At 75.3% G+C, this 13,981-nt stretch carries 14 protein-coding genes; 6 read left to right on the forward strand and 8 right to left on the reverse strand.

Features of this window, described 5'->3' with window-relative positions; translation table 11 throughout:
- Positions 1 to 182 precede the first annotated feature (182 nt).
- The 5 genes from ADL08_RS13875 to ADL08_RS13895 form a co-directional block, all read right to left on the reverse strand.
- A complete protein-coding gene (locus ADL08_RS13875) occupies positions 183 to 1,160 on the reverse strand; it encodes a hypothetical protein (RefSeq protein WP_234352128.1) in 978 nt (325 codons plus the stop codon).
- A 128-nt stretch (positions 1,161 to 1,288) separates the two neighbouring features.
- Positions 1,289 to 2,578: an MFS transporter gene (locus ADL08_RS13880; RefSeq protein ID WP_420709663.1), complete on the reverse strand. Its 1,290-nt coding sequence runs from the start codon at positions 2,576 to 2,578 to the stop codon at positions 1,289 to 1,291.
- Positions 2,575 to 4,302: a condensation domain-containing protein gene (locus ADL08_RS13885; protein ID WP_053642651.1), complete on the reverse strand. Its 1,728-nt coding sequence runs from the start codon at positions 4,300 to 4,302 to the stop codon at positions 2,575 to 2,577. The genes ADL08_RS13880 and ADL08_RS13885 overlap by 4 nt, the downstream gene beginning before the upstream one ends.
- 46 nt (positions 4,303 to 4,348) lie before the next feature.
- Positions 4,349 to 5,710 carry a DUF6271 family protein gene (locus tag ADL08_RS13890; protein ID WP_234352129.1) on the reverse strand — a complete coding sequence of 454 codons (1,362 nt, stop codon included), beginning with the start codon at positions 5,708 to 5,710 and terminating at the stop codon, positions 4,349 to 4,351.
- Complete coding sequence (locus ADL08_RS13895; protein WP_053642653.1) at positions 5,692 to 6,780, reverse strand: phytanoyl-CoA dioxygenase family protein; 1,089 nt, start codon at positions 6,778 to 6,780, stop codon at positions 5,692 to 5,694. The genes ADL08_RS13890 and ADL08_RS13895 overlap by 19 nt, the downstream gene beginning before the upstream one ends.
- A 500-nt stretch (positions 6,781 to 7,280) precedes the next feature.
- Here ADL08_RS13895 and ADL08_RS13900 point away from each other — a divergent pair, with 500 nt between their 5' ends.
- The 3 genes from ADL08_RS13900 (at position 7,281) to ADL08_RS13910 (ending at position 9,149) form a co-directional block, all read left to right on the forward strand.
- Positions 7,281 to 8,138, forward strand: a complete 858-nt coding sequence (locus ADL08_RS13900) for a hypothetical protein (protein WP_053642656.1) — start codon at positions 7,281 to 7,283, stop codon at positions 8,136 to 8,138.
- 122 nt (positions 8,139 to 8,260) lie between these two features.
- Entirely contained in the window at positions 8,261 to 8,491 is a 231-nt protein-coding gene (locus tag ADL08_RS13905) for an acyl carrier protein (protein ID WP_053642658.1), read from the forward strand.
- A 19-nt stretch (positions 8,492 to 8,510) separates the two neighbouring features.
- Positions 8,511 to 9,149: a 4'-phosphopantetheinyl transferase family protein gene (locus tag ADL08_RS13910; protein WP_053642660.1), complete on the forward strand. Its 639-nt coding sequence runs from the start codon at positions 8,511 to 8,513 to the stop codon at positions 9,147 to 9,149.
- A gap of 128 nt (positions 9,150 to 9,277) precedes the next feature.
- Here ADL08_RS13910 and ADL08_RS13915 read toward each other — a convergent pair whose 3' ends face one another.
- Complete coding sequence (locus tag ADL08_RS13915; protein ID WP_053642662.1) at positions 9,278 to 10,990, reverse strand: FAD-dependent monooxygenase; 1,713 nt, start codon at positions 10,988 to 10,990, stop codon at positions 9,278 to 9,280.
- 445 nt (positions 10,991 to 11,435) lie between these two features.
- On the opposite strand from ADL08_RS13915, the gene ADL08_RS13920 reads away from it, so the two are divergent.
- A complete protein-coding gene (locus ADL08_RS13920) occupies positions 11,436 to 11,795 on the forward strand; it encodes an ANTAR domain-containing protein (RefSeq protein WP_053642663.1) in 360 nt (119 codons plus the stop codon).
- A 121-nt stretch (positions 11,796 to 11,916) separates the two neighbouring features.
- Here the strand turns inward: ADL08_RS13920 and ADL08_RS13925 are convergent, their stop codons facing one another.
- Positions 11,917 to 12,507 carry an isochorismatase family protein gene (locus ADL08_RS13925; RefSeq protein ID WP_053642666.1) on the reverse strand — a complete coding sequence of 197 codons (591 nt, stop codon included), beginning with the start codon at positions 12,505 to 12,507 and terminating at the stop codon, positions 11,917 to 11,919.
- A gap of 249 nt (positions 12,508 to 12,756) precedes the next feature.
- On the opposite strand from ADL08_RS13925, the gene ADL08_RS13930 reads away from it, so the two are divergent.
- A complete protein-coding gene (locus tag ADL08_RS13930) occupies positions 12,757 to 13,170 on the forward strand; it encodes an STAS domain-containing protein (protein ID WP_053642667.1) in 414 nt (137 codons plus the stop codon).
- Positions 13,171 to 13,367: 197 nt separating this feature from the next.
- Complete coding sequence (locus tag ADL08_RS38145) at positions 13,368 to 13,571, forward strand: hypothetical protein (protein ID WP_234352130.1); 204 nt, start codon at positions 13,368 to 13,370, stop codon at positions 13,569 to 13,571.
- Here ADL08_RS38145 and ADL08_RS13935 read toward each other — a convergent pair.
- The coding region (locus ADL08_RS13935; protein ID WP_159043049.1) for a sigma-70 family RNA polymerase sigma factor at positions 13,531 to 13,981 on the reverse strand (451 nt) is incomplete at its 5' end. The two genes, ADL08_RS38145 and ADL08_RS13935, sit on opposite strands and share 41 nt — an antisense overlap.

The raw sequence follows: 13,981 nt of genomic DNA on the forward strand, positions 1-13,981 counted from the left end.
GCGACGACGGGCGGGAGGAAGAAAGGGGGAAGGAAGGGGACGAAGGGTTACGCGGAGGGGCGGAGGCGGTGGAACCGGCCGCCGGTCTCGTGCGGCCGCCGGTCTCGTACGGACGGCGGCCTTTACGGCCGCCGGTCTCGTACGGACGGCGGTCCGTTGCGGGACCCGGTCGCCCCGCCGGTTCAGCGGCCGACCGCCGACCGCAGCTCGCGGTAGGCCGCGACGGGGTCGGAGCCGTTCACGTAGGACCAGGGGAACTCGCTGACCCGCCCCTCGGTGGCCCGGAAGCACTCCCGGGCGGCCTCGCGGTCCGCGGCGAGCGAGAAGGCCAGGGCGAAGCTGTTGAGCACCTGGACCCAGCCGTTCCGGCGGACGAAGTCCGGGTGCCGGTACGAGTGGTCCGCCGCCTCGTTCAGGGAGGCGGCCACCTCGGGCCGGCGGACGTAGGCGGCGTCCTGACCGGAGTCGAGGGAGAGCCACTCCTCCAGGTGCGCGACCGCGACGAGCTGGCCGAGCGGCGTGCCGCCCGGGGCGTTCAGCATGGACGTGCGCGCGAAGGCGTGCATCTCCTCGTGCGAACCGCCCCACTTCCGGCACACCTGCTGCAACTGCTGCTGGTGCGCCTCCAGGTGGTGCGGGGCGCGCCGCACGGTCGCCTCGAACCGGCGCCGCGCGACCTCCTGTCCGACCTCCAGACCGCGCCCGCTGACCTGGAGGCAGTACCAGGGCGAGGCCCAGCCCGGCTCGATCTCGGCCGCCTCGTACAGCCACCGCTCGGCCGTGCGCAGCCGCTCGTGGAAGACCTCGAACTGCTCCCGCGAGACGTCCTTGGCGCGGGCCGAGGTCCGGGCCTCCCAGCCCCAGCTGACGTGCCGGAGGCCCGCCACGAGCCGGGGCAGCGCCGCCCCCGGCTCGGCCTCGATCACCCCGGTGATCCACTTCTCGACCCCGGCGGTGTCGCAGACGGTCCACAGGAGGTCCGTCCGGCCCTCGTCCTCGGGACGCGCTTCGAGCACCTCCCGCACGCCGGCCCAGTCCGCCGCGGCGGCGGCCTCCTTCAGGCGGAGCACCCCGGGATCGTCCGAGTCCTTCTCCAGCCGCGCGACGGGCCGGCCCGCCCTCTTCCCCAGCGTGAGCCCCCAGCCACGGAGCAACGCCATGTCCCCACCCCTTGTTCCGTACGAACGGGGCGGTCAGTGATCACCCGCCCCGTGGAGGTAGTGACTATCACGCGCGTACGACAATCGCACATCCGTTTACCCGGGGGCCGGGCCGGGTCCCCCGCCGCTCAGCCGTCCGCGACCGCCCGGTCCGCCCCGGAGGGCTTGTCCGGTGCCCGGCGCAGCGCCCGGACGGCGGGGACGGCGAGCATGGCCGCGATGCACACGAGGCCCATGACGGAGGAGAAGAGCAGCACCCGGTCGGCGCCCACGGACTCGGCCGCCGGACCGGCCAGGGCCCGGCCCACCGGGATGACCATGATGGACCCGGCGACGTCGTAGGCCGAGACGCGGCTCAGGACGGCCAGCGGGATGTGGGACTGCACGCTCGTCGCCCACATGACGCCCCAGAAGGCGAACCCGCAGCCCGCCAGGACGCCTGTGACGGCCGTGAGGGTGAACGACCAGCCCAGGGCGGGGGCCAGGGGGTTGAGGGAGAAGAAGAACATGGCGCACGCGCCCGCGACGAGCGGCCGCCGGGGCCGCACCCGCATCCCGAGCAGCCCGCCCACGATCGTGCCCGCGCCGTCGGCGGAGGCGATCCAGCCGTACCCGTCGGCGCCGTGCTGCTCGGTGAGGAGCGCGGCGCCCAGCGGCAGGGCCGGGCCGAAGACGAACAGGCCGTAGACGGCCCACACGGCGATGACGCCCCACAGCCAGGAACGGGACCGGAACTCGTGCCAGCCCGTGGCGAGCCGCTGCCAGATCGGCTCGCCGCTCTCGTCCCGCGCCGTGCCCAGCCTCCGCAGCGGCGCGAGGCCCAGGGCACTGCACGCGTAGAACGCCGCGATCACCAGGAAGGAGCCGGCCACGTCCCAGTACGCCACGAGGAGACCGGCCAGGCCGGGGCCGAGCAGGGTGCAGATCGACTCCGAGATCCGCAGCAGCGCGTTGGCCCGCTGGATGTCCTCGGCGACCCGCGGCACCAGGCTCGCCAGACCGGGCTGGAACATCGCGGTCGCCGCGCCGCTGACCGCGAGCAGCGCCATGACGTGCCACAGCCGTACGTCCCCGAGGGCGAGCAGCCCCGCGAGGGCGAGCATGGCCACCATGCGCACCACGTCCGCGCCGACCATCATCACCTGCGGGGTGAACCGGTCGGCGAGGACGCCGCCGAAGAGCACCAGCAGGACGATCGGCGCCATCCACGCGGCCAGCGCGTACCCCACCCCGGAGGCCCCGTACCCCGCGCCGAGCACGGCGGTGGTCAGCGAGACCATCAGCATGCCGTCGGCGAGCAGCGAGGTGCCGCGGGCGGTGAAGAAGAGCCGGAAGCGGCCCGAACGCCACGGGCTGGGCGGGGAGTCGGGCTCCCGCTCCACGGGCGCGTCGTCGGTCGTCACGTCGTTCGTCGTCATGTCGGATCCGCCGGAGTCCGGCCGTTCCCTTCGGTGAGGATGTGCTGCCGGAGCCACGCGTCCGTCCGGTCCGCCCGCTCCGGCGGGCCCTGGACGATCACGTACCGGCGGGGGGCGAGGACCCCGGGACGGCCCGGGAGGACGCGCATCAGCGCGGCGTGGGCCTCCGCCGGGGTCGGAGGGGCGCCGCCGGAGGCGACGAACGCGGTGAGGCCTTCCCCGGTCCCGTCCCGCGCGACGTGCACGGGCACGCCTCCGAGGGCGCCGCCCAGGGCGTCCGCCACGGCCCGCGGCGACACCCAGGAGCCGTCCACCCGGACCCAGTCCGGGCCGCGCTCCACCGGGCGGACCCCCGTCACCCCGGTCAGCGGGGCGAGCGGCACGTCGTCCTCGGCGGCCGCCTCCAGGAGCCGTACGAGACCGGTCAGGAAGCCCTCCGCCTCGCCCGGGGCGAACAGCGCGGGATCGGCCCACAGACCGATCCGCAGCAGGGGCGCCGTCTCGTGGACGAAGGCGAGGAGACGGGTCGGCAGGACCTGGGACGGGCCGCGGCCCAGATCGAGCTCCGGCCCGTCCGGCTCCGGTCCGCCGGTCCCCGGCAGGGCGCTCACGTCGTTGAAGACCACGTCCCGCGCGAACCGGCTGCCCCGCTCGAAGGTCGTCCGGTCGATCATCTCCCACAGGGCGACCGCGTCGAACCGGCTGTGCCGGTAGGCGTCGAGCGCCGCCCCCCACGCCTTGGCGAGCAGCGCGTCGAAGGACGGCACCCGGACGTCGAGGGCGAGCAGCGCGTCCTGCGACACGGTGTTCACCGAGCGGGCGAGCCGGTCGTGGAAGCGGTTGGAGGTCGGGACGGCGGCGACGCAGGAGTCCTGGCCGGTCCGGTGGGCGACCAGCGCGCACCAGGCCGTGAGCAGCACCGTGGACGGCAGTCCGCCGGTGCGCTCCGCCACCCGGGCGAGGGCCCGCGCGCCCCGCAGGGACCGGAGCGTCACCTCCGGCGTGTCGACCTCGGTGCCCTCGGCGCCCGGCCCGTCGAACATGGCCTGGGGGCCGGTGCGGATGATCCGCTCCCAGTACCGCAGGGACGCCGCCGACCTGCGGAGCCCGGCCGGGGCCGCCTCCTCGGCGGCGAGGTCCAGCGGGGTGAAGGCGGTCTGCGGCGGCAGGGGTCCACCGGCCAGCAGGGCCAGCCAGTCCTCCTCCAGGACGGCGAGGGCGCTGACGTCCGTCACGGCGTGACTCGCCGCCAGGGCGACGAAGACCGGCGCGCCGGCCGCGGTGACGAGGGAGATCCGCAGGCCGAAGTCCCGGTCGAGGCGAAAGCGTTCGGCGCGGGCCCGGCGGGCCACCGCGTCGGCGTACCGTCCGGCGTCCGGGGGGAGCGCGTCGTGGTCGAGGACGGTGACCGTGAACTCCCCCTCGGCCGCCACGACCTGCTCGCGGGGCACGGCGCCCGCCCCGTGCGGGAACGTGGTGCGCAGCGCCTCGTGCCGTACGACCAGGGCGCGCAGGGCGTCGATCACCGCGTCCGTCCGGGTCCCTGAGGGCACCGGCCACACGGCGTGGATGTTGATGTGCGCGGGCTCGTCCCGCAGCATGCACCGGATCATGTTGGCCTGGCCCAGGGTGACCGGGCCCCGGCGCTCCTCGCCGCCCATGTGGGCGACGGTGACGGTGCGGGTCTTCGCCGGGCGCGGGAGGTCCCGCTCGTACGCGGTCACGGGGCGGCCACCGCCCCGGGCCGGGGGAGGGGCCGTGGACGGCGGCTCATGCGGCGCTGCCTTTCGGGGACGGGAGACGGTTCCGGTACGCCGTGGAGGGCGGGTGCGTGGAGGGCGGGTGCCCCTCGCCCGCGCGGACCAGGGGCGCCCAGGCGTCGAGGAGCAGGGCGAAGTCCGCCATGTCCCGCCGCGCCTCGTCGAGGAGGCGCTCGCGGCGGGCGGCGAGGACGTCGGCGGCGGCCGCGTAACGGCCGCCGAGCTTGCGGTAGGAGCGCTCGACCACGTCGAACCGCTCGGCGTTCTCCACCGGTCCGGGCCCCGTGCTCGCCGCGAGCACGGCCGCGACGGCGGAGGCGCGGACGGACCCGTCGCCGTCGAGCAGCCCGTCACCGGCCGCCGCCGTCCCGGCGTACACGGCCTGGAGGTGCGGGACGGCGAGCAGGAACTTCGTCAGCCGCAGCTGGTAGGCGAGGAATCCCGCGTCGGAACGGCGCTCCGGCGTGTGGAAGTTGACGATGTGCCGGTTGTGCAGGACGCCGGGCAGCCGGGCGCCGTGCACCAGGTGGACGAGGAAGTAGTCGCTGCCGATGGTGTCGGTGGCGGGCGGCAGCGGCACCCGGCCGTAGACCCCGCGCGCGAAGGCGATGTTGCACATGTCCACGCGCGTCGGGCTGACGGTGGTGAGCGTGGTGAGGTCCCCGGTGAACGCGGCGGTCCCGGCGCCCCGGAACGCCTCGTCGACGAGGTTCCGCCGCCAGATCTCCGGATACCCGGCCGGGATCGTCAGGCCGATGAGATCGTCGTGGACGAGGGGGTCGAGCGCCCGGATCTCCGCCACGTCCACGGACATCTCGCCGACGAACGAGCCGCCGACCACGGCCACCGGCCGGTCCGCGAGCGCCGGGTCGAGCCTGCTCCGCGACACGAGCCCGGCCACGTCGGCGGCCCGCCGCCCCAGGGCCGTCAGCTCGTGGTGGATCGGGAAGACGGGCTTCCCGTCCAGGTACTGGTAGCGGCTGTCGGAGTCCCTGCGGTGCACCGAGGCGCAGCCCAGGGCCTCCGCGACCAGGAAGGCCCGGTTGGTGCAGGCCCCGTAGGAGACGCCGGACGGCAGCATCAGGTCGAGCACCCGGTCCGGTTCGGCGAGCCCGGACCGGGCGACCGCCCCGCGCAGGAAGTCCCGCTGCTCGTCCTCGTCGAAGTGGTGGACGACCACGCCGGGTTCCGGCGGCAGCGCGGCCACCGCCTCCCGGTGGGCGGCGAGGTCCCGCGCCCCGGAGGAGTCCAGGACGAGCAGGTGCACCTCGACGCCGAAGTGCCGGGCGCCGTACGCGGCCTCCTCGGCGACCGCCCGGAGGGCCGGGACGCAGGCCCGGTCGGTGGGCAGGGTCAGGCAGACGCGGCGCACGACGGCTTCCCCTCCTCGCTTCCGCTCCCGTCGCGGTCCTTCCAGGAGGTGAGTCCGAGCAGCCGGCCGCCCAGTTCGTCCAGGACGGCCGTGGGGTAGCGCTCGGACTCGTGCAGGACGGGGTCGCCGACGAGGGTGCGGTTCCAGCGCGGGGTGCGCAGGTGGCGCCAGGAGTCGACCCGGGACCTCCGCAGCCGCTCGTGCTCCTCCAGGGCCGGCATCATCGACAGGTACTGGACGGCCCGCACCTGGTCCCGCGAGGTGTTGCGGGCCACCCCGTGGGCGAGGAGCCCGTTCCAGATGAGCAGGTCGCCGGGGTGCAGGTCGGGGCGGACGACGGGGTACTCGTCCCGGTCCACGGCGGGCCGGAGCGGGTCCCGGTCGGCGGGCTGGCCGGGCTTCCACTCCTCGAACCGCCGGAACAGCTCGGGGCAGCACTGGAACCCGCCCGACTCGGGACGGGTGTCGTTGAGCGCGATGATGCCCTGCACCCGCTGCGGCGGCACGCCGAGCGTGGTGTCGATGTCCCAGTGCAGCTCGATGTCGAAGCCCCGGTCGGTGGGCTCGATCAGGGCGCGGTCGCGGTTCCTGACGTTGGGCGGGTTGAGGTTGAGCCGGTCCTGGGTGACCCACAGCTCCTCGCAGTCCCACACGTCCACGAAGGCGTCGTACACCCGCTGCGACTGGCGGCTGTCCCACAGGAGCTGGTGGTGGTAGGCCTCCACGAAGCCGTAGACGTGGAGCTGCCGGTCGAGCTCGGAGCGGAACGGCCGGTCCTCGTACCAGCCGTCCGGCCGCTCCGGGTCGAGCCCCTGGAAGTCCCAGGCGAAGTCGAGGAGCCGCCGGGCCGCCTCCGCCGGGACCGCCTCGCGGACGACGACGTAGCCGTACGCCTGCCAGTGCGCGAAGTCCTCCTCGGACAGCACCCGCAGCGGTCGCGACTTCTTCAGCTCCCGCAGGGTGGTCTGCGCGAGGTAGGACTCGCCGTCCGCGCTGAAGTACGGCAGGTCCGAGGCCGCCCGGTACAGATGGGGGCGGCGCGGGGGGCGGTGCGGAGCGGGAGTCGTCATGGGTCCCTCCAGGTGCGGGAGTCGGGGGAGGAGGTCCGGGAGCCGGGGCGAGGAGCGCTTCTCCCCGGCCGGCGGGCAGCACGCGGCGACCCCCGGCGAAGGGGGCGGCGGCGGACGGCACGGACGGCCGGACGTGCCGTGACGCTGGTCAGACGTCACGTCGTGCAGCAGAATTGGTTTAGACCTTAGCGGGTGGCAAGTGCCATCTCAATACACCGAGTTGAGTGGTGGAAGGATCCGGGCAAACGTTGTCAGGACGGTTACTTTGGTCTAGACAACAGTCGGAAGACTGGCTTACTGTCCCCTTGCGCGGTCCGGTTCCTGACGGAGCGTCAGCGGACTCTTCCGCCGTGCCGCGATCGACGCCGGCCGTCCGCGGGGCGCCCCGCGCGTCCACCCGTGAGGCCGTCCACGGCCGGAGACCGGGCAGCGGCGCGTCCGCCCCGTCCGTCCCGCCGGCGCCCCCGACTGTTCGACCACCCCAGAGGGAGCGGTTCCCCATGAGCACACCCGGCACCACGGTCCTGCCCGACGGCGGCCTGAGGAGCCCCGGCCCGGGTCTGATCACCCTGGACCCGGACCACACCGCGCTGCTGCGCGGCCTGGACGAGCTGCTCACCGGCCTGGCCGCCCGGCTCTCCGCCCCCGAGGTGGTGGGACCGCCGCTGCTCTCCGCGGAGGGCCTCGCCCGCCTCGACTTCTTCCGCAACTTCCCCCACCTCGGCGTCTCCGCCGGACGGTTCGCCCCCGACGCGCTCGACGGCCTGGCGGCCGGGGAGGCCCCGGCCGGACTCCCGCTCCGGCCGACCGGCTACCTGCTGCCGTCCGCCACCTGCTACGGACTGCTGCTCTCCCTGGAGGGCCGGGACGTCGGCGCGGAGGGCCTGCGGCTCTCCGCGACCGGCCGCTGCTTCCGCAACGAGACCCACTTCGACGGCCTGCGGCGCCTGTGGGGCTTCCACATGCGCGAGGTCCTCTACCTCGGCACCGAACAGGGCGCCCTCGAACACCTGGAACAGGGCGCCGCGTTCGTCCAGGAGCTGGCCGGACGCCTCGGCCTCGACCTCACCCGGGCCGTCGCCGACGACCCCTTCTACGACAAGGGCGGCTCCCGGGCCCGCCTGATGGCCCTCGACCCGGTCAAGCACGAGTTCAGCGCCCCCGACGGCACGGCGATCGCCTCCGTGAACCGGCACCGCAACTTCTTCGGCGAGCGCCTGGACATCCGCGCGGGCTCCGGGGGACCGGCCTACAGCGCCTGCGTCGCCTTCGGCGTCGAACGCTGGGTCCACGCGATGGTCCTCGCCCACGGCACCCCCGGGCAGGCGCTCGACCGCCTGCGCGAGGCCGGCGCCTGACCTCCCGGACCCGACCTCCCGGACCCGACCTCCCGGACCCGTCCCCCGGACTGGTCCCCGACCCGTACGCACATCCCGCACAGAGCACACGCACAGCGCACAGTGAGGAGCGACCCCACCCCATGGAACGCATCGCCGAGTGGCTGCACGAGAAGAACCCCGGACTCGACGGGCCGATCGACCCCGACGAGGACCTCATCGAAGCCCGTCTCATCGACTCCATGGACTTCCTGGAGTTCGTCGACCTCCTGGAGGAGCTCTCCGGCCGCTCCATCGACCTCCAGGAGGTCACCATCGACGACTTCCGCACGCTCGGCCGCGTCCGGCAGCGCTTCCTGAGCGCCGCCGGGTGAGTCTTCCGGGTCCCCGCCGATGAACGCGGGCCGGGCGGTCCTCGCCGTGGTGGCGACCACCGCCGAGGTCCTGGCCCGCCCGGAGCTGCACGAGGGACTGCTCGCGCCGTGGGAGCGACGGCGCCTCGACCGGATACGGGTGCCCGCCCGCCGCGACGACGTACTGGCGGCGCGCCTCCTCGTACGGCTCTGCGCCGCCCGGTTCACCGGACTGCCTCCGGAGGAGTCGGGCCCGGAGCAGCACTGCGCCGCGTGCGGCCGGGACGGCCACGGACGCCCCCGCCTCGACGGCCGACCAGGCCTCGGCGTCAGCATGAGCCATGCCGACGGCCTCGTCGCGGCCGCCGTCGGACCCGGCCCGGTCGGCGTCGACGTGGAGCCCGCGACGCGCCGGCCCGGCTCCCCGTCCGTCCTGCGGCGGCTGCTGCCCGAAGCGGACCTGCGGGAGGCCGCCGCCCACCCGGACCCCGGAGCGGCACTGCTCCGGCTGTGGGTACGGGGCGAGGCCCTGTTCAAGGCGGGCGGCGGGACCTGCCTCCGGCTCCTCGAATGGGCCGACCACGGGCGCGGGGCCGTCGCGGCGGTCGCGGCCGAGGCCTCCGTCACGACCTTCACCGCGGCGCCGGCGGCGACGACCGGCCCGGGCGGCCGGGCCTGACCCGACGCCCTGGAGAACGAGATGCTGAACACCCCCGCCGACACGAGCGGTCGCTTCCCGGCGAGCAGTCGGCTCCAGGTGGTGATCACGGTCTCGGGGAACCACCGGGTCCCGTGGCCACCCCGCCGTCACCCGCTCGGCCGAGGCCGTACGGACAGGGCCCCGAGGTACGCGCTCAGGGCGGCCGCGGCGCCTCCGAGGGGGAACCGGGCGCCGAGCTGCCCGTCCGGACGCACGACGAAGCCGGTGCCGCCGCCGGGGAGGTAGAGCCGCGCGAACTCCCCGGCGGCGTCGCGGTACACGGGCACGGACAGGGACGCGAGGCCGGACCGGTCGGCCCCGTCCGGCAGGACCACCACGGCCGGCGGGCCGCCGGCCGCCCGCGCCGCCTCCGCCGCGCCGGACAGTTCGGCGGCGTCGGAGCCGTACAGGAGCACCACGTGTCCCGCGCGGCCGCGCAGCACGTCGAGCAGCCGCAGCGGGAAGGCGGCGACCGGGGTGGTCAGACCGGCGCAGTCCGGGGCCCGGTCGCCGGGCTGCGGCGCGTCGGCCGGGCCGTACGGCGCGGCGGCGAGCGGACCGCCCCGGTGGCCGACGAGCAGCTGGGCCTCGCGCAGGAGCAGGGTCCGGAGGTCGTCGGGACCGGCCTCGATGCCGTGGGCTGCGTGCCGCACGGTCCGGCCCACGACCTCCTCGCCGACCGGCCGCCGCTCGGCGTCGTACGTGGCGAGCAGTTCCGGACCCGCCTCGCCCCGGACCACGAGGGCGAGCTTCCAGGCCAGGTTGCAGGCGTCCTGCACACCGGTGTTCATGCCCTGGGCGCCGGTCGGCGGGTGGATGTGGGCCGCGTCGCCCGCGACGAGCACCCGGCCCTCGCCGTAGCGGTCCACGATCCGGTGGCTGATGCGGAAGACCGACGCCCAGCGCAGCCGGGAGAGCCGCGCGGGCCGGGGCGCGAGCCGGTCGACGACGGCCTGGAGGTCGGCGAGCTCCGGCACCCGCCCGGCCTGCATGCCGTGCGCGACGCCGTCCGGCGCGGTGTCCGGGCCGCGCGCGGCACCGTCCGGTGCGGTGTCCCGGTCGTGCGCGACGCCGTCTCGCGGGGCGTCCCGGCGGGTGGACAGCTCGGGCGGGACCCGCATCGACATCCGGTAGCGGCCCGCGCCCGGCAGCGGCACGCAGACCAGCACGTCGTCGGCGGAACCGTCGGCGGACCGCCGGCTCGACCGCACGCCGTAGCCGTGCGGCAGGTCCCAGTCGGCCTCCACGTCCCCGAGCATGTACTCCTCCGGGAACGCACCGCCCTCGAACGACAGCCCCAGCCCCTTCCGCACGACGCTGTGCGCCCCGTCGCAGCCGACCAGGTACGGCACCCGCAGCTCCTCGTCCGCGCCGGACGCGCCGCGCAGCCGCGCGGTCACCCCGTCCCGGTCCCGGCCGAACGACACCAGCTCGGTGCCGCGCTCCACGACCGTCCCCAGACCGCCCAGGTACTCCTCCAGGAGGCGTTCCGTCTCGTACTGGGGGAGCGCGGCGAAGCCGTAGGGCACCTCGGGCGGCATCTCCAGCTCGATCCGGGCCCGCTCCACGCCCTCGGCGTAGACCAGCTGCCCCCGGATCGGGACGGCGGCCTCCAGGACGGCGCGGACCAGGCCCATCCGGTCCCACAGCTCCAGGGTGCGCGGCTGGATCCCGACCGCCTTCGCGTACGGCAGCCGGGCCGGCAGGCGGTCCACGATCCGGCAGTGCACCCCGTGCCGGCGCAGCTCGGCGGCCGCGCTCAGGCCGACCGGGCCCGCGCCGACGACCAGGACGTCGGTGGTGGTGCGGTGGTGCGCCACGGGTACCTCCAGCGCTGCCTCGCCCCCACGGAAACCCCGTCCTCCATGGTCGCCCGCCGGGCCCCGGACGGCGAGCGGTGGGGAGGCACGCGCCCTCCCGGGACGGCCCCGGGCCGGTGAACGGCGGCTTCACGCGGATTTCACCGGCCCGGGGGATCCCGGCCCTCCGGCGCGGACGGACGAGGGGGAACGTCGTGGCGGAGAGAGGAGACACCGGGGGCGGGGACGCCGCTCGACGAGCTCGGGCGCACCGTCGCCTCCCTCCGGCGCGCCGCACGCGCCGAGCCCGCCCGCTGCCTTCCCCGGCTCGGCTGCACCCTCCTGAGGTTCGGCTCGCCGCTCGCGACGGAACCGGGCCGGCTGGGGGAGCCGCGCCGCCACGCCCCGGAACCCGGAAGGTAGGGCGTACGGAACCGCGCGGGGGCGTTCCGCGTCCCTCCCGGGCATGAGCGAGAAGCCCTCGGAGGAGTCCCGCGACCGGGTGGAGAGCGCCGTCGGCTGTCTGCTCGCCGTCCTCGGCGTCACGGTCGCGGGCGCCTTCGCGCTGCCCCGGGCCGCGTACAGCATCGACGGCGGTTTCGAGGCGCACGCCAGGGACTGGGGCGTGATCCTCGTCGACCTGCCGCTCATCCTCTTCGCAGGACTCGTCGTCCCGCCCCTGACCTGGGCGGCGGCCACGCGATGGCTGCGCCCGTGGGCGGCGGCCCTCGTCTGCGTGGCCGTCGTGGCCCTGGGCCTCTGGGGCCTCTCGGCCGTGTGGCACCCGCGCCAGGACCCCGACCCGGGTTACGGCCCCGGCATCTGAGGCCCGTCAGGACGAGGACCGCCGTCAGGACGAGGACCGCCGGCCGGACGGAAACCGCCGGCCGGACGAGGGCCACCGGTCGGACCGGGGCCAGGACCACGAATCGGATCAGGGCCACCGGTCAGACCAGGACCACCGGCCGGCCGCTCAGTCCGACGCCCGCCGCGCGCAGCTCGTCGAGTGCGCGGTCGGTGGTGTCGGCGGCGACGCCGACCGTGTGGTCGAGGAGGACGCGCACGTCGAAGCCCTCCCGGACCCCGCCGAAGGCGGTGGCCTTCACGCAGTGGTCCGTCCCGATCCCGACGACGTCGACCCCGTCCACCCCACGGGCGCGCAGCCAGTCGCCCAGCGGCGTGCCGTCCGCGGTCGCGCCCTCGAAGCCGCTCTTCGAGGCGGAGTGGGCGCCCTTGAAGAAGACCTCCCGCACGGCCCCGGAGGCGACGGCGGCCGCGAAGTCCGGGTGGAACTCGGCGCCCTCGGTACCGGCGACGCAGTGCACCGGGAACGAGTCCTCGAAGTCGGGCTCGTCCGAGAAGTGGCCGCCCGGGTCGATGTGGTGGTCACGGGTGGCGACGACGTGCGCGTACCGGTCGCCGGCGCTCCGGACCAGGCCGGCGAGGGCGACGGCCAGGTCGGTCGCACCGTTCACGGGGACGTCGCCGCCCTCGCAGAAGTCCTTCTGTACATCGACGACGATCAGGGCACGGCGCACGGGAGCGGCCTTTCCTCGGGGGGTGGGAGGGTCCCTGGCATCGTCGCGCCCCCGAGGTGCCCCGGGTGGGGCGCACGCCCGCCGTTCACCCGATCGGGATCATGGAAACGGGGTTTCCGGGAGGGAACCGCAGGACCGTCGGTCGGGTCCCGGTCCGCGTCGCGCGTTCCAGGGAGGTCGTCCGGCGCCACCTGCCCGAAACTGGGGGGAGGAAGAGCCACCGAGAGGTACGAGGAGAGGGGCGAGCCCATGGACGTGGACGGCGGCGCAGGAGCGGCGCGGACGCCCGGCCGTGCCCGGTTCGACGTACGGGTCCGGCCCGGGACGGCCGACGGGGTGGTGGTGCTCGAACTGGGCGGGGAGCTCGACCACGACACGGTCGCCCCCCTGCGCGAGGCGGTGGAGGAGCACGCCCGGGCCCGGCGGATCGTCGTCGACTGCTCGCACCTCGGCTTCTGCGACTCGACGGGGCTCAACGCGCTGCTGAAGGCCCGTCTGCGGATGCGGGAGACGGGCGGGCGCCTGGACCTGGCCGGGCTGCGCCCGCCGGTGGACCGGATGTTCGACATCACCGGGGCCAGGGCCGTCTTCCGCGTGTACGAGGACACCGCCGGGGCCCTGGCCGACCGGGCGCCGCACGACGGCGGAGCCGGCCATGACTGACGGCGACGCCGGCGCGGACGGCGTCCAGGTCCGGAGACTGCTGCTGCGCGGTGTGCGCGGGGTGGTGTCGCGTTGCCGGGATTTCACGGCGGAGGCGTTGGTGGACTGGGGGTGGATTCCGGCGGGGAGCGAGGCGGGGGAGGCACGCCTCGGGCCCGGAGGAGTTCGTCCTGCGGCACGAACGGGGACGCCTGCGGGTGGAGGTCGCCGACCTCAGCGCCGAACCGCCCCGGCCGCGCGCGCCCCGCTCGCCCGCGTTGCCCGGCGGGCACGGCCTGATGGTGCTGGACAAGCTGGCGGGGGCGTGGGGCTACCGGGCCAGGGGCTCCGGGACGCCGGGGAAGGTGGTCTGGCTGGAGGTCAGCCGGGTGCCGGACCGTCCTCCAGCAGAGCTGCTCTGAGCTCACCGAGGACACGGGTGAGCAGCCGCGAGACCTGCATCTGCGAGAGCCCGATCCGCCGGCCGATCTCGGCCTGGGTGAGCTCCTCCCCGAACCGCAGCGACAGGATGCGCCGGTCGCGTTCGTCGAGCCGGTCGAGCAGGGGCCGGAGCGCGGCCAGGGACTCGATCAGCTCGTAGGCGGGCTCGGCGGTCGCCAGATGCCGGGGCTTCGCACCGGCACTCTCCTCGTCGTCCCCCGCCGGCGTGTCGAGGGAGCGGGTGGCGTAGCCGTGGGCGGCGAGCTGGCCTTCGGCGATCTCCTCCTCGCTCAGGTGGAGGTGGTGGGCGAGTTCGGTGCGGGTGGGGCGGCGGCCGAGGTGTTGTTCGAGGTGGTCGGCGGTTTTGGCGAGGTCGATGCGGAGTTCCTGG

The sequence above is a fragment of the Streptomyces sp. NRRL F-6492 genome, assembly GCF_001280125.1.
Classification (GTDB): domain Bacteria; phylum Actinomycetota; class Actinomycetes; order Streptomycetales; family Streptomycetaceae; genus Streptomyces.